Origin of the sequence: Dyella sp. EPa41, from assembly GCF_016586165.1 — a bacterium.
GTDB lineage: Bacteria > Pseudomonadota > Gammaproteobacteria > Xanthomonadales > Rhodanobacteraceae > Dyella.
Genome location: NZ_BCPR01000082.1, coordinates 1 through 19,463, shown reverse-complemented (window position 1 = coordinate 19,463; position 19,463 = coordinate 1). Strand labels below are relative to the sequence as shown.

Annotated in this window: 14 protein-coding genes and 2 pseudogenes; 5 read left to right on the top strand and 11 right to left on the bottom strand. The window is 66.7% G+C overall.

Annotated features, from left to right (window positions below; translation table 11 throughout):
• Window positions 1-916, top strand: a pseudogene (locus JMF82_RS18995) (SulP family inorganic anion transporter); the annotation flags it as partial.
• 207 nt (window positions 917-1,123) lie between these two features.
• On the opposite strand, the gene JMF82_RS18990 reads toward JMF82_RS18995, so the two are convergent.
• From JMF82_RS18990 to JMF82_RS18945, 10 genes and pseudogenes are all read right to left on the bottom strand, one after another.
• The gene (locus JMF82_RS18990) at window positions 1,124-2,599 is read right to left on the bottom strand and encodes an efflux transporter outer membrane subunit (protein WP_201316099.1); all 1,476 of its coding nucleotides are present in this window, start codon (window positions 2,597-2,599) and stop codon (window positions 1,124-1,126) included.
• Window positions 2,600-2,604: 5 nt separating this feature from the next.
• A complete protein-coding gene (locus tag JMF82_RS18985; RefSeq protein WP_201316098.1) occupies window positions 2,605-3,780 on the bottom strand; it encodes an efflux RND transporter periplasmic adaptor subunit in 1,176 nt (391 codons plus the stop codon).
• The gene (locus tag JMF82_RS18980; protein ID WP_201316097.1) at window positions 3,770-7,009 is read right to left on the bottom strand and encodes an efflux RND transporter permease subunit; all 3,240 of its coding nucleotides are present in this window, start codon (window positions 7,007-7,009) and stop codon (window positions 3,770-3,772) included. Before JMF82_RS18980 ends, JMF82_RS18985 begins: the two co-directional genes overlap by 11 nt.
• Window positions 7,010-7,553: 544 nt before the next feature.
• Entirely contained in the window at window positions 7,554-8,954 is a 1,401-nt protein-coding gene (locus JMF82_RS18975; protein ID WP_201316096.1) for an ATP-binding protein, read from the bottom strand.
• Window positions 8,951-9,616: a response regulator gene (locus tag JMF82_RS18970; protein WP_201316095.1), complete on the bottom strand. Its 666-nt coding sequence runs from the start codon at window positions 9,614-9,616 to the stop codon at window positions 8,951-8,953. The genes JMF82_RS18975 and JMF82_RS18970 overlap by 4 nt, the downstream gene beginning before the upstream one ends.
• 225 nt (window positions 9,617-9,841) lie before the next feature.
• Complete coding sequence (locus JMF82_RS18965) at window positions 9,842-10,147, bottom strand: hypothetical protein (RefSeq protein WP_201316094.1); 306 nt, start codon at window positions 10,145-10,147, stop codon at window positions 9,842-9,844.
• Between the two features lie 141 nt (window positions 10,148-10,288).
• Window positions 10,289-10,936 (bottom strand): endonuclease III, encoded by a 648-nt coding sequence (nth, locus tag JMF82_RS18960; protein WP_201316093.1) that lies wholly within the window; start codon window positions 10,934-10,936, stop codon window positions 10,289-10,291.
• The gene (locus JMF82_RS18955; protein ID WP_201316092.1) at window positions 10,933-11,538 is read right to left on the bottom strand and encodes an RnfABCDGE type electron transport complex subunit B; all 606 of its coding nucleotides are present in this window, start codon (window positions 11,536-11,538) and stop codon (window positions 10,933-10,935) included. The genes nth and JMF82_RS18955 overlap by 4 nt, the downstream gene beginning before the upstream one ends.
• A gap of 24 nt (window positions 11,539-11,562) precedes the next feature.
• On the bottom strand, window positions 11,563-13,665 hold the full coding sequence (gene metG / locus JMF82_RS18950; RefSeq protein WP_201316091.1) for a methionine--tRNA ligase: 2,103 nt from the start codon (window positions 13,663-13,665) through the stop codon (window positions 11,563-11,565).
• A gap of 272 nt (window positions 13,666-13,937) precedes the next feature.
• Window positions 13,938-14,189: pseudogene (locus JMF82_RS18945) on the bottom strand (metal-dependent hydrolase); the annotation flags it as partial.
• Window positions 14,190-14,463: 274 nt separating this feature from the next.
• On the opposite strand from JMF82_RS18945, the gene JMF82_RS18940 reads away from it, so the two are divergent.
• Genes JMF82_RS18940 through JMF82_RS18930 form a run of 3 tightly spaced genes read left to right on the top strand, consistent with a single transcriptional unit; the run spans window position 14,464 to window position 17,067 of the window.
• Complete coding sequence (locus JMF82_RS18940; protein WP_307837994.1) at window positions 14,464-15,636, top strand: MFS transporter; 1,173 nt, start codon at window positions 14,464-14,466, stop codon at window positions 15,634-15,636.
• The gene (locus tag JMF82_RS18935; protein ID WP_201316088.1) at window positions 15,633-16,274 is read left to right on the top strand and encodes an HAD family phosphatase; all 642 of its coding nucleotides are present in this window, start codon (window positions 15,633-15,635) and stop codon (window positions 16,272-16,274) included. The genes JMF82_RS18940 and JMF82_RS18935 overlap by 4 nt, the downstream gene beginning before the upstream one ends.
• A complete protein-coding gene (locus JMF82_RS18930) occupies window positions 16,267-17,067 on the top strand; it encodes a DeoR/GlpR family DNA-binding transcription regulator (protein ID WP_201316087.1) in 801 nt (266 codons plus the stop codon). The genes JMF82_RS18935 and JMF82_RS18930 overlap by 8 nt, the downstream gene beginning before the upstream one ends.
• A 161-nt stretch (window positions 17,068-17,228) precedes the next feature.
• On the opposite strand, the gene JMF82_RS18925 is transcribed toward JMF82_RS18930, so the two are convergent.
• Entirely contained in the window at window positions 17,229-17,675 is a 447-nt protein-coding gene (locus JMF82_RS18925; protein ID WP_201316086.1) for a DUF2147 domain-containing protein, read from the bottom strand.
• Window positions 17,676-17,825: 150 nt separating this feature from the next.
• Between JMF82_RS18925 and apbC the strand changes: the two genes are divergently transcribed.
• Window positions 17,826-18,914 carry an iron-sulfur cluster carrier protein ApbC gene (apbC, locus tag JMF82_RS18920; RefSeq protein ID WP_201316085.1) on the top strand — a complete coding sequence of 363 codons (1,089 nt, stop codon included), beginning with the start codon at window positions 17,826-17,828 and terminating at the stop codon, window positions 18,912-18,914.
• Window positions 18,915-19,463 lie beyond the last annotated feature (549 nt).

Here is a 19,463-nt window from a genome sequence, read left to right as displayed (position 1 = left end):
CCGTGGTGGCTTTGACGGCCGCAGTGCAGGTGATGAACCTGCCGGTGAAGACGGTGGATGTGCCGTCCAACCTCATGGCGGCGGTAGCCATGCCGAGCTGGAGCGGCCTGGTCGGTTTGCTCGAACCGTCGCTGCTGATCGCGGCACTGACGTTTGCCTTCATTGCGAGTGCGGAAACCTTGTTGTCGGCAGCCGCGGTCGATCGCATGCATGACGGCGCGCGCACGCAATACGATCGCGAACTCACCGCCCAGGGCGTGGGCAATATGCTATGCGGCCTCCCCTGTGTGCCTTGCCGATGACAGGCGTGATCGTGCGCAGTGCGGCCAACGTGCAGGCAGGCTCGGCGACGCGCATGGCGACCATCATGCACGGTGCGTGGTTGCTGGTGTTCGCGGCACTGTTGCCATGGCTGATGCGTATGACGCCGGTGGCATGCCTCGCGGGCATCCTCGTCTACACCGGCATCAAGATGGTCAACTTCAGGCAGGTGAAGGTGCTGGCGCAATACGGCACGGGCACCGCGTGGATCTATGTCGCGACCACGCTCGCCATCGTGGCGACGGATCTGCTCGCCGGCGTACTGGTCGGTTTCGCGCTGTCGCTGTTCCGACTCGCGCTGCATTCGTCGCGGCTCAAGGTGAAGCTGCACCAGCATGACGAGCCCGGCAACGCGTCGTTGCGTCTCGAAGGTTCGGCCACGTTCCTGCGTGTGCCGTCAGTGGCCCGTACGCTGGAACGCGTGCCGCCAAATACGCGTCTGCAGCTGGTGGTGGATCGTCTTCATCACGTCGACCAGGCGTGCCTGGAACTGCTGCGCGAATGGGGCCGCAATGCGTCGTCGCGCGGCTGCGAGCTGGTGGTGGACTGGCAACAGCTCAACCAGCGCGTCGAGGGCGTGAGAAGGGCCGCATAGGACGCGGCTCGGTAAAGGAACCTGTTCGCGGCCTCCCCCTCTCTCCGCGTGCGAACAGGTTCCAGTGTCCCCGGGCGGGCGCGTCGGTTAGGTCCGACGCGTCAGTGGGCCCGGGGCAGCATGGACCTGTTCGCGGCTTCCCCCTCCCTCCGCATGTGAACGGGTTCCAAGATCCCCGGGCGGTCGTATCGGTGTAGGTCCGATGCGTCAGCGGGCCCGGGGTGTGTTTTCCGAAAGTGCCTTGCCTTCGCTGGCCAGTTGCGACGTATCCCAGCCGCCGCCGAGTGCGCGGATCAAATCGATGCTGGCCTGCAGGCGACGCGTGCGCACCTGCTCGGCGCTGCGCTCGGCCTGCAGTGCAGCCGTCTGCGCGCTCACCACGTCGAGGTAGTTCACCGCGCCTTCGCGATAGCGGTTCGTGGCGATGGTCTGCGAATCGCGCGCCGAACTTGCGGCATCGTCCTGTTCCTTCGCTTCCTTGCCGAGTTGCTGCAGCAAGGTGAGGTTGTCCTCCACCTGCTGGAACGCGTTCAAGACCACTTGCCGGTACTGGCCCGCCGCCGCATCGAGATTCGCTTGCGCGGCTTGCACGCGCGAGCGGCGCAAGCCGCCGTCGAACAGGCTCATCGCGAGGTCGGGGCCGAGCGCCCAGTATCGATTGCCCGCCGTCAGCAGTTCACCGCCGGTGTCCTGCCAGCCGAAGACGGCAGACAAGCCGATGCGCGGAAAGAACGCCGCTCGTGCCACGCCAATCTCCGCATTCGCAGCGAACACGCGCCGCTCGGAAGCGGCGATGTCCGGCCGTCGTTCCAGCAGGGTCGAAGGTACGCCCAGCGGGATGGCGGGTACGGCGATCGTGGTGTCGGTGGTGGCGAGCTTGAAGCTGGATGCCGACTCGCCCACGAGGGTGGCGATGGCATGTTCGGTGAGACCGCGTTGCGCTTCCACTTCGGAAACCTGTGCCATCGCATCGGAGAGCTGCGTCTTGGCGCGGCTGACATCCAGGCCCGATGCGATGCCGCCTTCAAAGCGCCGTTGCGTCATCTCCAGTCCCTGTCGATAGGCATCCAGCGCATCTTTCAGGATGCGGTCCTGCACGTCATAGCCGCGCAGGCGGATGTAGAGGTCCGCCAGTTGCGCTTCCAGGCTGAGCCTGGCGGAGGCGAGGTCGGCTTCGGCCGCCGTCGCATTGGCTTTGCCCGCGGCCACTTCGTTGCGCACGCGGCCCCACAGGTCCAACTCGTAGGCCGCGCCGAGACCGACCGTCTCCGCGCTGTACTCGTTGGGTTGATTGCTGCCGCGCAAGGGGCGGTTGTCGGACTGGCGGTTGCGCAGGTCGCTGCCGCCCACGCCCAAGTGCGGATAGAGATCCGAACGCGCCTCCCCGACCAGCGCGCGCGACGCGTCGTAACGCGCCAGCGCGACCGCCAGCGAAGGATTGGCCGCATCGAGCTGCCGTTCCAGTCGATCGAGCTCGGGATTGCCATACACCGACCACCACGGCCCGCGTGATGCCGTGTCCGCCGGATGCGCCGGCGACCACATGCCTTCCTGGGTCTGACCGGCGAATGACGCCGGCAACGCGCCGACGTCCGGTTTCTGGTAGGCCGGCGCCAGCGAACAGGCGGGCAGCACGGCGATCATCGCAAGACAGCCCAGGCGCAGCGGAAATGCACGACGCATGATCGTTACCCCTTCTTCGCGCCGGCTGCTGCGGTGGCCACCATCACCTGGTCGCCCTGCATCAGCGAATCGGGCGGATGGTCGATGATGCGGTCGCCGGGCTTCAGCCCCTGGTCGATCTGCAGGTGATCGCCAAGGTCCATGGCGATGTGCACCTTGCGCAGCTCGGCCTTGTTGTCCGCGCCCAGCACGGCCACCTGCGGGCCCTGCGCGCGGAACAGCAGCACGGTGGCCGGCACGGTGATGAGGTGGCTGCCCTTGTCGGTCGGCAGATGCACTTCGGCATAGGCGCCCGGCATCAGCGCGTTCTTGGTGTTGTCCACTTCGAATTGCGCGAGCACGGTGCCCGAGGCCTGGTTCACCGCACCGGCATTGCCGATGAGGCGGCCGGTGAACTGCTCGCCCGGATGATCCGGCACGTCCAGCTGCACGCTCATGCCCGGCTTGATCGCGCTGGCATAGCCTTGCGGTACCTCCACATACAAGCGCATGCGGCTGGTGTCGGAAACGGTGAACAGGGCGGGGCCGCTGTCGTTCGCGCTGATCAGGTCGCCGATGTCGGTGTGGCGCGCGGTCACCGTACCCGCAAACGGCGCGGTGACGTGCTTGAACGCCTCCAATGCGGCGATACGGTCCATGTCGGCTTGCGCGGCCTGCACATTGGCCTGCGCGGCTTCGGCCTCGCCGGCTTTCTCGTCGGCTTCCTGGCGCGAAACGGAGTTGGACGCGAGCAGGTTCTTCCAGCGCTTGTCGGTCAATGCGGCGAGACGGGCGTTGGCCTTGGCGCGTGCGAGGTTGGCCTTGGCCTGTTCGAACTGCTGGTCCAGTTCCGGTGTGTCGATGACGGCCAGCGTTTCGTTGGCGGCCACCTGGCTGCCGATATCGCGGTTCCACACCTTGAGGTAGCCGCCCACGCGCGCATGGATGGGCGCGCTGATCCAGGCATCGAGATGGCCGGGCAGGCTCATGCCCTCGGCGCTGCCGCCGACATAGGGCGCGATCACCTGCACGCTGGGCAGCACCTGTGCGTCGGTCCACTTCACTACGCGGTGGTAGTCGTACGCGCGCACGGAAATGCCCGCGACGGTGGCCAGCACGGCCAGGGCAATGCCTGCGCGCAATGCCTTGGACACGTTGGGCGATTGCCGCGGCGTCGTGGCGGCATGGGCATCATGCGGCATGAGCGGTATCTCCAATCAGGGAATCGGGTGACGGCTGCGCCTGCTCGCGACCGTGCACGATGCTGAAGATCACCGGCACGAACAGCAGGGTGGCGAAAGTGGCGAACAGCAGGCCGCCGATGACGGCGCGGCCCAGCGGCGAGTTCTGTTCCTGGCTCAAAGCCATTGGCAGCATGCCGATGATCATCGCCAGCGCGGTCATGCAGACCGGACGGAAGCGGGTGAAGCCGGCTTCGAGCGCTGCCTTCATGGCGTCGCCATGCTCGGCCAGGCGCTCGCGGCAGAAGCTCACCACCAGGATCGAGTTGGCGGTGGCCACGCCCATGCACATGATGGCGCCGGTCAACGCGGGCACCGAGAGCGTGGTGTGCGTGATGAACAGCATCCACACGATGCCGGCCAGCGCCGCGGGCAGGGCGGTGATGATCACGAACGGATCGAGCCACGACTGGAAGTTCACCACGATCAGCAGGTAGATCAGCACGATCGCGCCGACCAGGCCGAAGATCAGGCCGCCGAAGGCTTCGTTCATCGTGCCGACCTGGCCATGCAACGCAACCACGGTGCCCTTGGGGCGTGTGGCGGCAAAATGGTCAAGCACTTTCTGCACGTCGGCGGAAACGGCGCCGAGATCGCGATCCTGCACGGTGGCGTAGATGTCGTACGCCGGCATGATGTTGTAGTGCGACACCACCGCGGCGCTGGGCTCGCGCGTGAAGGTAGCGAGGCCGCCGAGGATCTGGCTTGCGCTCTTGCCGCCGGCCGTGACCGGCAGGCTGGCGAGGTCGGCCATGCTGTCCATGCGGTATTGCGGCGTGGCGGCCACGATCGCGTAGGACACGCCGCTCTTCGGATTCAGCCAGAACGCCGGCGCCACCTGCGAGCTGCCGGCGAGCGAGGCCACCATGCTGTTGGTGACATCGCGCTCGGTCACGCCAAGCTGGTCGGCGCGCGTGCGGTTCACCTTGACGTTGAGCTGCGGATAGCTGGAACTCTGCTGCAGGCGTACGTCGGCAATGCCCGGCACCTTGCGCAGCTCCTTCATCATCGCCATCGCATACGCTTCGTTGCCGTCGCGATCGCGGCCGGTGATGTTGACGTCCAGCGGGGCGGGCGCGCCGAAGTTGAGGATCTGCGTGCTCATGTCCGCCGGCAGGAAGGCGAACTGCGTGCCGGGGAACTCGCGCGGCAACATCGCGCGCAGCTCGCGCACGAAGTCGGCGGTAGGGCCGTGGCCGTCCTTCAGCACGATCTGGATGTCGCCATCCTGCGGACCGATGGTGCCGCTGGCGTTGTAGACCAGGTTCACGCCGCTGAGCGGCAGGCCGATGTTGTCGATCACCGTTTCCAGCTGGTCGGGCGGGATCACGCGGCGGATGGCTGCTTCGATGTGGTCGAACTCCGCCGCCGTCTCTTCCACGCGGGTGCCCATCGGGGCGCGCACGTGCAAGGCGATGGAGCCGGCATCGACCTCGGGGAAGAAGTCGCGGCCCAGGAGCGGCACGAGCGCGAACGACACGAGCACGAAGCCGAGGAAGCCGACCACGAACTTGCGGCGATGGGCCAGCGCCATGCTCAGCGTCGCGTAGTAGAGATCGCGCGCACGCGTGAAGTGGTGCTCGAAGCGCTGCTGCATCGACACCAGGCGCGCCATCAGGCTGGAGCGGCGCCGCCGTGCCGGCTGGTCGCCTTCGTGATGGTTGATGTACGGGTCTTCCGGATGGTCGCCCTTGCCGTGCTCGGTGTGGTGCGGCTTGAGCAGGTACATCGCCAGCGTTGGCACCAGCGTACGCGAGAGCAGGAACGAGGAGGCCATGGCGAAGATCACCGACAGCGCCATCGGGCGGAACAGGAAGCCGGCGATGCCGTTGAGCATGAACATCGGCACGAACACGATGCAGATGCACAGCAGCGAAACGAAGGCCGGCGTCACGATCTGCCTGGCGCCATCCATGATGGCGACATGGACGCCCTTGCCTTGTTCAAGATGCCAGTTGATGTTCTCGATGGTCACCGTGGCGTCGTCCACCAGGATGCCCACGGCGAGCGCGAGGCCGCCCAGCGTCATCACGTTGAGCGTTTGCCCGGACGCCGCCAACAAGGCGATGGCGGACAGGATGGACAGCGGAATCGAGACCGCGATGATCACCGTGGAACGCCAGCTGCCGAGGAACACCAGGATCATCACCGAGGTGAGCAGGGCGGCGATGATGCCTTCGCGTGCCACCGAGCTGATCGCGGACTTCACGAACACCGACTGGTCGGCCAGCAGCGAGATCTTCAGCGACGGCGGCTGCGTTTCCTTGATCAGCGGCAGCAGCTTCTTGATGCCGGCGACCACGTCGAGCGTGGAGGCATTGCCGTTCTTCAATGCCGGCATCAGCACGGCGCGCTTGCCGTCCACGCGCACCACGTTGTTCTGCGGCGGCGCGCCGTCGCGCACGTGCGCCACGTCGCCGATGGTGATGGTGGCGCCGTTGACGGTCTTCACCGGCAGCGAGTTGAGTTCCTCGATCGCCGTCGGGCTGTTGTTGAGCTGCACGTGGTATTCGTAGGTGCCGATCTTCGCGGTGCCCACCGGGATGATCTGGTTCTGCGCGGACAGCGCGTTGCCCACGTCCTGCGCCGAAAGCCCCTTGGCGGCGAGCGCCTGCGGGTCGAGGTCGAGCGTGATCTGGCGCTGCTTGCCGCCGTACGGCGTGGGAATCGCCACGCCGGGCACGGAGATCAGCGTCGGGCGCATGAAGTTCTGGCCGATGTCGCGGATCTTCGATTCGGACAACTCGTTGCTCGACAGCGCCATCTGCAGCACCGGCACGGTCGAGGCGTTGTAGTTGAGGATCAGCGGCGGCGTGATGCCGGGCGGCATCTGCTTCACCACCGTCTGCGAGATCGAGGTAACCTGCGCGGTCGCGGTGCGGATGTCCACGCCGGGCTGGAAGAAGATCTTCACGATGCCCACGCCCGGCAGCGACTGCGACTCCATGTGCTCGATGTCGTTGACCGACGTGGTGATCTGGCGCTCGTAGTAGTAGATGACGCGGCCGGACATCTGGTCGGGCGGCAGGCCGTTGTAGGTCCACACCACGCTGATCACCGGAATGCCGATGTTGGGGAAGATGTCGGTAGGCGTGCGCACGGCTGCCAGCGGGCCGGCGATGAGGATGACGATCGCCAGCACGATGAAGGTGAGCGGTCGCGACAGGGCGATTCGGACTAGACCAAGCATGGAGATTCCAGCGAAACGTGGATGCGCGGGTGGCGCCGGGCAGGCGGTGCCGTTACGGAGAGGTCACGGCGCGGGCGGCTGGGTGCCGGGTGGTCCGGAGGTGCGGGAGCGCGAAAGCGAGGGCATGTCATGGCTCGGTGCAGGCGCAAGGCCCGATGAGTCCATGATCGCAACGCAATCTTGTGGAAACCTTTTGGGTGGCTGTGAGGTGGGGCGCGGAGGTGGGTAGTGCCACGTCGAGATGACGCCGGGGCACGCCCGGCGCGCTTGAACGAAGCAACCCTTCTCCCTTCGGGAGAAGGTGCCGGCAGACGGGTGAGGGTACGGGCGGAGCGAAGACCGGCGGCAGGGCGAACCTTCATCCCAACCCCTCACCCGGTGGGAGAGAGTGGCTTTCGGGCAGGTCCGTTACGGAGAAGTCTTTCTCCACCTTGGTCGCAGGCGGATGAGGTACAAGCAGAGCGAAACGTGAAAAAGTTTTGGCAAACCCCGCACCCTCACCCCAACCCCTCTCCCAGGGGGAGAGGGGTTTTGTCGCGGCTTGCTACGCCTCGGCCACCATCCTGATCCTGACCAGCAACCCACGCCCCATCGGCGACTCCAGCAACTCGATCGAAGCCTCATGCAACTCGATCGCACGCTGCACGATGTTCAGTCCCAAGCCATATCCGCGGGTGGCGCTTTCTTCCTCGCGGTGGAAGCGCTGGAACACCGCCTGGCGTCGCCCGTCGGGAATGCCGGGGCCGTTGTCGACGATGTCGATGACGGCGTCGCGGCCGTCGCGATGGATGGACACCTCGACCTGGCCGCCGGCCTCGGTATAGCGCAGCGCGTTCTCGACCAGGTTGCGGAACATGGCGGTGAGCGCCACCTCGTGGCCGCGAACGATGACGGGCTCATCGTCATGGCTCAGGCTGGCGGCGATGTCCTTTTCGACGATCAGCGGCGCCAATTCCTCGATCACCTCGGTGGCGATGCGGGTCAGATCCAGCCCGGTGCGCTGCTGCGAGGCCGCGCCGGCTTCGAGCCGCGCCATCGCCAGGATCTGCTCCACGCGTCGCCCGAGCCGGGCCATGCTCTGCTGCGCGTTGCGCACGGTGAACTCCACCTCGGTGGGGTCGTCCGAGATCATGGCGCTTTCCAGGTGGATCATGGTCGCGGCCAGTGGCGTGCGCAGTTCATGCGCGACGTCGGTGGCGAAGCGGTGTTCGCGCTCCAGCGCATCCTCCAGCCGCTCCAGCTGCTGGTTGAGCGCGACGATCAGCGGCTTGATCTCCTGCGGCGCGACATTGGCGGGCATCGGCTTGCGGCTGCCCGGCGTGCGGCGAGCGAGCATCTCGGTGAGTACCGCGACAGGACGCAAGCCGCGCTTTACGGCCAGGCTCACCAGCAGGGCGAGCAAGGGCAGGCCGATCAGCAGCGGCAAGGTGTGCTCGATCACCAGGCCGCGCGCGATGTCCTGGCGGTTGTCCGAGCGCTCGCCGATGCGGATCACCAGGTTCGCGCGGTTCTGCAGGGTGAAGGTGCGCCACAGGCGCCCTTCGTGGCGGATATCGCGGAAGCCGCGTTCGTCGGTCGAGGGCGGGGGCAGATCGGAGAGGTTCGAGGTTGCCGCGATCAACTCACCGCGCGGGTCGTAGGCCTGGAAGCCCACTTCCGGTTCGTAGTTGCGCGGATGCACCGAGACCACCACGCCGTGGTGCCGTGTCTCATCCTGCTTGATGCCCGGCAGATCGGCGTCGCGTTGCGGCAGTTCGCCATGGGCGATCAGCGTGCCCAGCGTGCGGCCGGCCTGCGCGAGTCGGCCATCCAGCAGCTCGTTCATTTCGCGCAGTTCGCGGCGGTAGCTGATCCAGCCGAGGGGGATCAGCACGGCGACCATCACGGCGATGATCAGCCACGTCAGGCGCGTGCGAAGACTGGCGGGATGGACGTCGGTCCTCATTGGGGCTCGCGCGGAATCATGTAGCCGATGCCGCGCACCGTATGGATCACCTCGGTGCTCAGTTTGCGGCGAAGCCAGTGCACCTGCACTTCGATGGCGTTGCGCTCGACGATGGTGTCCAGCCCGTAGACGGAATTTTCCAGCGTCTCGCGGCGCACGATGCGACCGGCACGTTCCATCAGCACGCGAAGCAGGGCGAACTCGCGCCGGGTAAGGCTCACCCGTTCGCCGCGAAATTCCACCTCGGCGGTGGCCAGGTTGAGGCGCAGGCCGCCGACCTCGACAAGGTTGTCTGCGAGGCCCTGCGTGCGGCGGGTGAGCGAGCGGATGCGGGCGGACAGCTCGCCCAGATGGAATGGTTTGACCAGGTAGTCGTCGGCGCCCAGGTCCAGGCCACGGATGCGCGTTTCCAGCGCGTCGCGCGCGGTCATCACCAGTACCGGCGTCTTCACGCCCGCGCGCCGCGCCTGCGCAAGCACTTCGAGGCCGTCCTTGCCGGGCAGCCCCAGGTCCAGCAGTACCAGGTCGACCGGCGGGCCGCGCAGCGCCTCGCTGGCTTCGCGTCCATCACGCAGCCAGGTGATCGCGTACGACTGGTGCTCCAGCGCGTGCTTGATGGCGCCGCCCAGCTCGGCATCGTCCTCGACCAGCAAAATGTGCATGCGCAGGCACCCGTATCGACGTCGGGAAAACGTGGCCCATGCCACCGTCCGCCGCCATGATCCCCAGACTTCCTTTTGTGGATCTTTTGCCGCCGGTGGTGGACACGTTGGCCGCTGGGATGCGCGCCGTCAATCGATTCGGATGTTCACAGTGCCTGACGACGGGCCCAGGCCCGTCGTCAGGTTCCCTGCGATGGCGCCCAATGGACGCCGGAGAACCGCGGTTCAGGGCCTCTTCGCCAGCGCGGCGGCGACGATGGCCTGCTTCAGTTGCGCCTCGCTCAGGGCGGCGCCTTCGGACTGGTCGATGGCCACGGCCTTGATGGTCTGGGGCTTGAGCATCAGGTGGCGTTCGCGCTCCCAACCCTGGGCCTGCTGCTGGGCACGAGCGAAATCTTCAGGACTGTGTCCGACGAAACCAATGACGGCGTAGCCGTTGAGGTCGACGGTGTAGGTTTCAACAGCGGCGCTGGCGGTGCCGGCGAAGACAAGTCCCAGCGCGATGACGGCGGGGAGAATCAAGCGCTTCATGATGGCCTCCTGACGGGATGCGAGGTTCCGGGGGAGGCTTCAACATAGGCTTGCGCCGCTCGGCAAGCTTGATGGAGTTGCGCGAAACGCTGATGAAAACATGAGGCTTGGCCCCGCGAAGCGCGCGTTATATGCCACTCGTCATGCTTTTTCGTGGTCGACGGTCTTGTGCCTGTAACGACACAGGTCGCGAATGACACAACGCGGACAGTCGGGCTTGCGCGCCTTGCATACGTAGCGGCCGTGCAGGATCAGCCAGTGGTGAGCGTCCTGCTTGAACTGCAGCGGCACCACCTTCTCCAGTTTGTCTTCCACCGCACGCACGTCTTTGCCCGGGGCGAGACCGGTGCGGTTGGCGACGCGGAAGATATGCGTGTCCACCGCGATGGTCGGATGGCCAAACGCGGTGTTGAGCACCACGTTCGCAGTCTTGCGGCCCACCCCGGGCAATGCCTCGAGCGCTTCGCGCGTATCGGGTACTTCGCCGCCATATTGCTCGACCAGGATGCGGCACAGCGCGATGACGTTCTTGGCCTTGCTGTTGAACAGGCCGATCGTGCTGATGTACGGCTTGAGCTTTTCCTCGCCGAGATCGAGGATCGCCTTCGCGGTATTAGCGACCGGGTAAAGTTTTTTTGTCGCCTTGTTCACGCCCACGTCGGTCGCCTGTGCCGACAGCACCACCGCCACCAGCAGCTCGAACGGCGTGGTGTAGTTGAGCTCCGTGGTGGGATGCGGATCGAGTTCGCGCAGCCGGGTGAACAGCTCGACGACGTCGGCCTTCTTCACGAGGGCTTTCCTTGTTGTTTGGCGCGTGCACGGGCCAGGGCGGCCAGCACGGGATTGGTCTGCGTGGCCGCGGCCACGTCGGCCTTGCGCGCCGCCAGCTCGGCCTCGCGGCGGGACTGCTCGCGTGCAAGCCGCGCTTCGCGGCGCTGGAAGTGGGTGCGCGCGGTATCGGCGTGGATGGGGTCGTCCACCTGCGCGGCCGGCATCGGTTCGAGCACGATGCAATCCACCGGGCAGGCCGGCACGCACAGTTCGCAGCCGGTGCAATCGTCGGCCACCACCGTATGCATCAGCTTCGCCGCGCCGACGATCGCATCGACCGGACAGGCCTGGATGCATTTGGTGCAGCCGATGCAATCGGCTTCCACGATGCGCGCCAGCATCCGCGGCTTCTCCATGCCGTGTTCCGGATCGAGCGGCAGCACGGGTACGTCCAGCAGTTCAGCGAGACGCGCGATGCCTGCCGCGCCACCCGGCGGGCACCGGTTGATGGGCGCCTCGCCGCGTGCCATCGCCTCCGCGTAGGGGCGGCAGCCATGGAATCCGCATTGTTCGCATTGTGTCTGCGGGAGCAGGGCGTCGATGCGGTCGGCGAGTGTCATCGTGGCGGTGTTGCGCAGATTCGTTCAGCGAACGGTCGCGCCCGGCTTCGCCCCCTGGTCGGCGTCCAGCAGGAACAGGTCGCTGCCGCCGTCGCCGGCGGACAGGATCATGCCCTCGGACAGGCCGAAACGCATCTTGCGCGGTGCCAGGTTGGCGATGAACACCACATTGCGGCCCACCAGCTTTTCCGGCTCGCCATAGGCGGCGCGGATGCCGGAGAAGATCTGCCGCGTGCCCAGCGGGCCCGCGTCGAGTTCGAAGCGCAGCAGCTTGTCCGAGCCGTCCACGAATTCGCACGCGGTGACCTTGCCCACGCGCAGGTCGAGCTTGGCGAAATCGTCGATGCCGATCACGGCGGGGCCGTCGGTGCCGGCGGTCGGAGTAGTGCTGGCTTCGCTCATGGTCTTGCTGGTGTCCTTGGCTTTCTTCGGGGTGGGCTTGGGCTTGTCGGCGGGCGCGAGGGAGTCCTTGGACATCTCCACCATCGCCACGACGTGCTTGGGATCGATGCGTGCGAGCAACGGCTCGAACACGTTCACCGTGTGGTTGTGCAGTTCGGCGCGCGCGTCGTCGAAGTCGTTGATCGGCGCGGCGAGGAAACGCTCGGCCGCCTCGACGGTGCCCGGCAGCACCGGCTTGAGCAGGCCGGCCAGCAGGCGGAACGCGGCCAGCGCAAACGAACACACCTGATGCAGTTCGTCACGGCGGGATTCGTCCTTGGCGATGGCCCACGGCGCCTTGGCGGCGATGTAGCCGTTGACCATGTCGGCCATGGTGACGAAGCGGCGCGTCACTTCGGCGAACTCACCGCTGCTGTACAGCGCCGGCACGTCGCCATAGAGCGAGAGCAGCTCGCGCCACAGCTCCTGCTCTTCATGGCTGAAGGCCGGCGCGAGGCGTCCGTCGAAATACTTCTGCACGAAGCCGGCGGTGCGGCTGGCGATGTTGACCCACTTGCCGACGAGGTGCGAATTCACGCGCTCCTCGAAGGCCTTGAGGTCGAGGTCGACGTCCACCGGCGTGTCGCTCAGCATGCTGGCGAAGTAGTAGCGCAGGAACTCCGGATGCAGGCCCGCATCGAGATAGGTGCGCGCCTGGATGAAAGTACCGCGCGACTTGGACATCTTCGCGCCGTTCACCGTCAGGTAGCCGTTGACGTGCAACGCCGTCGGCGTGCGGAAATTCGCGCCGTGCAGCATCGCCGGCCAGAACAGGCCGTGGAAGTTGATGATGTCCTTGCCGATGAAGTGATGCAGTTCGGCATGGCTGTCGGCCGCGAGGAAGTCCTCGAACTTCAGGTCGGTGCGCTCGCACAGCGCCTTGAAGCTGGCGAGGTAACCGACCGGCGCATCCAGCCATACATAGAAGAACTTGCCCGGCGCATCGGGTATGGGGAAGCCGAAGTAGGGCGCGTCGCGCGAGATGTCCCAATCCTTGAGGCCGCCGTCCAGCCATTCACGCAGCTTCGCCACCACGCCGCTGTTGGCCACGGGCTGGCCATCGGTGAGCTTGCCCGCGAACCAGTCGCGCAGCAGCGGTTCGAACTTGCCCAGTTCGAAGAAGTAATGTTCCGAGTCGCGCAACACGGGCGTGGCGCCCGACATCACCGAGTAAGGGTTCACCAGGTCGGTGGGCGCATAGGTGGCGCCGCAGTTCTCGCAGTTGTCGCCGTACTGGTCGGCCGTGCCGCAATTGGGGCAGGTGCCCTTGATGTAGCGGTCCGGCAGGAACATCTGCTTTTCGGGATCGAACAGCTGCTGGATGTCGCGGCGCGCGATGTAGCCGCCGTCGCGCAGGCGCGTGTAGATCAGCGATGCGAGCGCGCGGTTCTCTTCCGAGTGCGTGGTGTGATAGTGGTCGAATGCCACGTTGAAGGCGGCGAAATCCGCCTCGTGGCCCACGCGGATGCCTTCGATATAAGTCTCGGGCGACAGGCCCGCCTTTTCCGCGGCCAGCATGATCGGCGTGCCGTGGGCGTCGTCGGCGCAGACGTAGATCGCCTCGTTGCCCTGCATCCGCTGCGCCCGCACCCAGATATCAGCCTGGATGTAGCCCAGCAGGTGGCCCAGGTGCAGCGGGCCATTGGCATAGGGCAGGGCGTTGGTGACGAGTAGGCGACGGCTCATGGGCGGAAGCGGCTGCGAGGGGGTTGTGCATTATGGCATGGCGCCTCCTGGAAACCGCGTCGCCCTGCGCTGCCGAGCCGGTCACGCCCGTTTGGACGTCCGCCGCCATGCCACGATGCGGGCCGCGACGATGACCGTCGGCGGCCATGCCCAAAAGAACTCCGACGCCATCACGTGCCATCCCCGCTCGCTGAAGAAGCACGCGCCACTCGGCGATACCGCGATGGGATGAAACGGCGCAAGCCATCACGTATCGCCGGAGGCCGCCACCATCACGCGCCGAAACCGCCATCGGTGCAGGCATCGGGCAAAGGGTGCGAGAGCGCAGCCCATGCAACGAAGCCGGCGCTTCGCCATGGCGTGCTCTCCCATCGCCGGTGTCCGGTGAACGCAGCGAGTCCAGGCAGCAACGCAAACGCAATCGAATGCGTCGCGCCGCGATGGCCAAAGCTGCCGGCCTGGGCGATGTGCGGCTTGAACGCGAGGACGCCGGCATCGGACAGCATCGCCGCGATGGCGCCGGCGGCTGCTGACGCGCCGGCCCGCTGCGCCGCCGGGCATCAGCGGGACACCGGCGTGTTGAAGATCGAGGGCATCTCCGCTGGTCCTTGCGTGCCCTGGGACCTGTCGACGGCATGAGCATGGCTCGCGGCGGGAGCCTTTGCCTGCCGGCATCGTCGCCGGATAGGCCTCGGCAAGACGGCGGGCCGCCAAGGGTGGTGCACGGTTGTCATGGTGTTGCACGTTGTTGCACGATTGTATACCTTTGTCGCGTTCTCTCCGCCCCAAGGGCCCGTTGTGAAAGCGATACCCGATCCTGTCCAAGGCCTTCCCGAGGCCGGTTCACTGGCCGCCGCGCGGCGAGCCACGCGCGTGATCTTCCTCGTATCCGGCATCGGCATGTCGGCGTGGGCGCCGATGGTTCCCTATGCCAAGGCGCGGCTTGGATTGGACGATGCGCAACTCGGGCTGGCGCTGCTGGTCTTCGGCGGCGGTTCGATGCTGTCGATGCCGTTCGTGGGCTGGCTGGCGCACAAACTGGGCAATCGCACCTTGATCGTCGCTTCGGGCCTGCTGATGTGTCTTGCGCTGCCTGCACTGGCGATGGCATCGAGCATCGCGATGCTGGTCACGGCGCTGTTCTACTTCGGGGTCATGCTCGGTGCGGTCGACGTGGCCATGAATGCGCATGCCGTCGATGTGGAGCGACGGGATGGCGGCCGGTTGATGTCGGGTTTCCACGGACTCTTCAGCGTCGGCGGCCTCACCGGCGCCGCCGTGGTGAGCGGACTGCTGGCCGCGGGCTTGCCGTTGCCGGTCGCGGCGACGGTTGTCGCCGTGGTGCTGTTGTCGCTGGTGCTGTGGCTGCGCGGCGACCTGCTCGACGATGCGCCGACGGCGGCCGAAACGGAGAAGACTCCGTTCGGCATGCCCCACGCGCTGGCATGGCTGCTGGGCCTGATGTGTTTCGCGAGCTTCCTGGCCGAAGGGGCGATGCTCGACTGGAGCGCGGTCTTCCTGCGTGATTTCCGCGGGTTTGCCGCGGCGTCGGCGGGGTTTGGCTATGCCTGCTTCTCGGTGGCGATGGCGCTGGGGCGCCTCATCGGTGATCGGCTGATCGCGCGCTTCGGGCCCGTCTGGGCCGTGCGCACGGGCGCCGCGCTGGCGGTCGCGGGTTTCCTGGTGGTGGCATGGGCGCCGGGTGCGCTCGCGGCGCTCGGTGGCTTCGTGCTGATCGGCCTGGGTGCATCCAACATCGTGCCGGTGATGTTCAGTGCCGCAGGCCGCTTGCCCGGCACGCCACCGGCGATCGCGATCGCCACCGCCACCACGCTGGGCTACGCGGGCCTGCTGAGCGGCCCGGCATTGATCGGTTTCGTGGCGCATGCGAGCAGCCTGCCGGTGGCATTCGCCGCCGTCGCGGGGCTGCTGGTGCTGGTGGGACTTTCGGCGAGGATCGTGCAGCGATGAGCAAGCCAGTCGACACCGTGGTCTTCGACCTCGGCAACGTGCTGATTGCGTGGGATCCGCGCCGGCTCTATCGGCAGTTGATCGACGATGAGGCGCGCATGGACTGGTTCCTGCGCGAAGTCTGCAACAGCGCATGGAACGAGCAGCAGGACGCCGGCCGCCCCTGGTCCGAGGCAACGGCCTTGTTGCGTGGCCGCTACCCCGAGCATGCGGATCTGATCGACGCCTATCACCTGCGCTGGGAAGAGACGCTGGTAGGGCCGATCGAAGGGACGGTGTCCCTGCTGGCCGAACTGAAGGCGCGCGGCGTGCGCCTGCTCGCGCTCACCAACTGGTCGCAGGAGACATTTCCCATCGCCCGGCAGCGCTTTCCATTCCTGCAATGGTTCGAGGGCATCGTGGTGTCGGGCGAGGAGCGGCTGATCAAGCCCGATCCGCGCATCTACCAGCGCCTGCTCGAACGCTATGCGGTGGATCCGGCGCGCACGCTCTACATCGACGATTCCCAGCGCAACGTGGCGGCCGCCGAGGCACTGGGCATGCAGGGCTGGTGGTTCCACGAACCCGCGGGTCTACGCGCGCGGCTGGGGGAACTGAACCTGCTCGCCTCCGCTGAAGGCGGAGCAGGCCATGGCTAAGCCTGTGCAGCCCGCACCCGACAGCGGCGCGCTTCCGCAGGAGCGACAGCAGCGCATCCTGGCGAGGTTGCGCAACGACGGGCGCGTGGTGGCGGTGGAACTCGCCGCGACGTTCGACGTGTCGGAGGATTCCATCCGCCGCGATCTGCGCGAGTTGGCGGCGCTCGGTTTATGCAAGCGCGTCTATGGAGGGGCATTGCTGCCCACGGCCTCGCCATCGCCGCTGAAGCAGCGTCGCAGCGAACACTCGGCGCGCAAACTGGCGCTGGCGCGCAAGGCGGCGGAGCGGGTGCGCGCCGGCCAGACGCTGCTGATCGATACCGGCACCACCAACGTGGCGATCGCCTCGGTATTGCCGACCGATGCGCGGCTTACCGTCATCACCAATGCGCCGCATATCGCGCAGTTGCTGCTGGACCGCGAAGGCTTCGACGTACTGCTGATCGGCGGGCGCGTCGACGCCAGCATCGGCGGCACCATCGGCGCGCAAGCGGTGGAACAGGTGCGCCGCGTGCGTGCGGACCTGTGTTTTCCCGGCGCATGCGCGATCGACGCGGCGCATGGCTTGTGGGGTTTCGACAGCGAAGAAGCGCTGTTCAAGCGCGCGATGATCGAAGCCAGCGACGAGACGGTGGTGGTCGCCACGGACGACAAGCTGGGCGCCGTCGCCACGCACCAGGTGGCGGAACTCGCCCGCGTGCAGCATCTGGTGGTCGAACATTCGGCGGATCGGGCCGCGCGTGCGGCATTCACGGCCCGTGGCGTGGCGGTGCATCGGGCGGATTCCGCCTGAACGACCAGCCTGTCGTAGGAGCGCACCCAGTGCGCGAAAAAGCCTACGGAGTGGAAATGCCAAACGCTGCGGTCGCGCACTGGGTGTGCTCCTGCAAGGGGCGCGAGGTTGACCCCTCACCCCGCCCCTCTCCCCGAAGGGGAGAGGGAGTCCCATCGTCATCACTCCTGCCGCTGCCACTCCTGGCTGCGGCCCAGCAGCGAAAAGCCGATGTAGCCACGCACGGTGAGCTTGCTGCCGTCCGCGCTGGGCTGCAGCTTCACCTTGTAGACCTTGCCGGTCTTGGGGTCGAGGATCTTGCCGCCGTCCCACACGTCGCCGTCCTTGTGCACGCCCCACATGATGTTCATGCCTTCGATCGGCTTGTCCTTGCGCTCGCCATCGCAGTTCTTGCAGAGCGGATGCGGGCCGTCGTCGGATTGCAGCACTTCCACCACGGTCGCCTTCAGCTCGCCGCCCTCGTCGGTGATCTTCACGATGGACTTGGGCTTGCCGGTCTCATCGTCGATGGTCTTCCAGGTGCCGACCGGCGTGGTCTCGGCGGCGAACACCGATCCGGCGCCCAGCAGCAGGGCGGCGACGACGGCAGCGCGAAGCAATGACTTCATGGGTGATCCTCCCGTACGAAAGCGTATGTTTGGAGCCTGACCGAGGTCAGGCGGAAGCGTCAAGTTGCATTGCGAAAGCGTCGCGGCGGACCGGGCAGGGGGCGGCGGCTGGCATAATGGGTCATCCCCCATGACAGTCCACGATTCGATATGACGCAGGCAAGCGAAGCCCTGGTCCGCCGCCTTCTCGGCGAGCTGGTCGACCCCCACACCGGTGCCCCGCTGGCCGACGCCGTACGCGCGATCGGCGTGGACGGCGACCGGGTTTCGGTGGATATCCAGCTGGGTTATCCCGCCAGCGGGGCCGCTGCGGCACTGGCGTCCCGGGTCAAGCAGGCCCTGGAGGCCGACCCGGCCATCGCTTCCGCCGCCGTCTCGATCGGTACGCGAATCCATGCGCACAAGGTGCAGGGCACGCTGGCACCGCAGCCGGGCGTGAAGAACGTCATCGTGGTGGCCTCGGGCAAGGGGGGCGTGGGCAAGTCCACCGTGTCGGCCAACCTCGCGCTCGCGCTGGCCGCGGAAGGCGCCAAGGTGGGCGTGCTCGATGCCGACATCTATGGCCCCAGCCAGCCGCGCATGCTGGGTATCAGCGGCAAGCCGCAATCGCCGGACGGCAAGACCATCATTCCGATGGAGGCGCACGGGCTGCAGGCCATGTCGATCGGCTTCCTGATCGACGAAGAAACGCCCATGATCTGGCGCGGCCCGATGGTCACCCAGGCCATGATGCAGCTGCTCAACGACAGCCGCTGGGAGCAGCTCGACTACCTCGTCATCGACCTGCCGCCGGGCACCGGCGACATCCAGCTGACGCTGGCGCAGAAGGTACCGGTGTCGGGCGCCGTCATCGTCACCACGCCGCAGGACATCGCGCTGCTGGACGCGCGCAAGGCGCTGAAGATGTTCGAGAAGGTTGAGGTGCCGGTACTGGGTGTGATCGAGAACATGGCCACCCACGTGTGTTCGAACTGCGGCCACGAGGAACACATCTTCGGCGAGGGTGGCGGCCGGCGCATGGCCGAGCAGTACGGCGTGGCGTATCTCGGTTCGCTGCCGCTGGACATCCGCATCCGCGAACAGGCCGATGGCGGCACCCCGACGGTGGTGGCGATGCCCGATTCCGACCTGGCGGCGCGCTATCGCGAGATCGCGCGGAATGCGGCGGGACGGCTGTCGCGGCAGCCGCGCAACAAGTCGCTGGGGCTGGGGAAGATCATGGTGCAGGGGACACCGTAGGGGGCACTTCGGCGCGGGCCTGACCCCGGCTTCCGTGTCGTCCGGTTGTCGCGTTACGGCGACCGGGCACGCCGGCGACTGAAGGGGGTCCCTGTGAAGCGGCCGGCTTCCTCCGAGCCGCTGCCGCAGCCCAAGTCACTAGCCTTCCCTTGTAGGAGCGCACCCTGTGCGCGACAGCCTTTCGCGCCGGTCTGCATGGTTCGGCGTTCCAATGTGTTCGGTTAATACGCTGGCTCGGGGTTGTCGTGTTTGGGCGACCGGGCTCGCCTGCGACCGAAGGGAGTCCCTGTGGGACGGCGGGCTTCCGCCGGACTGCCGTCCGCCGGGTTACTTCTCTTTGCGTGGCCAAAGAGAAGTAACCAAGAGAAAGGCCACCCCGATGTCGCGCCCCTGCGGGGTCGCAGGCGGGAGGCGGGGTTTGTCGACAGGGCCTCCTGCCCTGACGACAAACTGGCCGGCGTCCTGCCGGCCACCCTGCGGGCTATTCCACCTCCCGCCTGCTCGCGCCATAGGGGAGGGACGATCAAGAGCGGGGGCCCTACCCTGTAG

Excerpts from the sequence above, each read along its gene's own strand:
- JMF82_RS18990 (WP_201316099.1), bottom strand. The coding sequence starts at position 2,599 with ATGCGTCGTGCATTTCCGCTGCGCCTGGGCTGTCTTGCGATGATCGCC.
- JMF82_RS18985 (WP_201316098.1), bottom strand. The coding sequence starts at position 3,780 with ATGCCGCATGATGCCCATGCCGCCACGACGCCGCGGCAATCGCCCAAC.
- JMF82_RS18980 (WP_201316097.1), bottom strand. The coding sequence starts at position 7,009 with ATGCTTGGTCTAGTCCGAATCGCCCTGTCGCGACCGCTCACCTTCATC.
- JMF82_RS18975 (WP_201316096.1), bottom strand. The coding sequence starts at position 8,954 with ATGAGGACCGACGTCCATCCCGCCAGTCTTCGCACGCGCCTGACGTGG.
- JMF82_RS18970 (WP_201316095.1), bottom strand. The coding sequence starts at position 9,616 with ATGCACATTTTGCTGGTCGAGGACGATGCCGAGCTGGGCGGCGCCATC.
- JMF82_RS18965 (WP_201316094.1), bottom strand. The coding sequence starts at position 10,147 with ATGAAGCGCTTGATTCTCCCCGCCGTCATCGCGCTGGGACTTGTCTTC.
- JMF82_RS18955 (WP_201316092.1), bottom strand. The coding sequence starts at position 11,538 with ATGACACTCGCCGACCGCATCGACGCCCTGCTCCCGCAGACACAATGC.
- metG (WP_201316091.1), bottom strand. The coding sequence starts at position 13,665 with ATGAGCCGTCGCCTACTCGTCACCAACGCCCTGCCCTATGCCAATGGC.
- JMF82_RS18935 (WP_201316088.1), top strand. The coding sequence starts at position 15,633 with ATGAGCAAGCCAGTCGACACCGTGGTCTTCGACCTCGGCAACGTGCTG.
- JMF82_RS18930 (WP_201316087.1), top strand. The coding sequence starts at position 16,267 with ATGGCTAAGCCTGTGCAGCCCGCACCCGACAGCGGCGCGCTTCCGCAG.
- JMF82_RS18925 (WP_201316086.1), bottom strand. The coding sequence starts at position 17,675 with ATGAAGTCATTGCTTCGCGCTGCCGTCGTCGCCGCCCTGCTGCTGGGC.
- apbC (WP_201316085.1), top strand. The coding sequence starts at position 17,826 with ATGACGCAGGCAAGCGAAGCCCTGGTCCGCCGCCTTCTCGGCGAGCTG.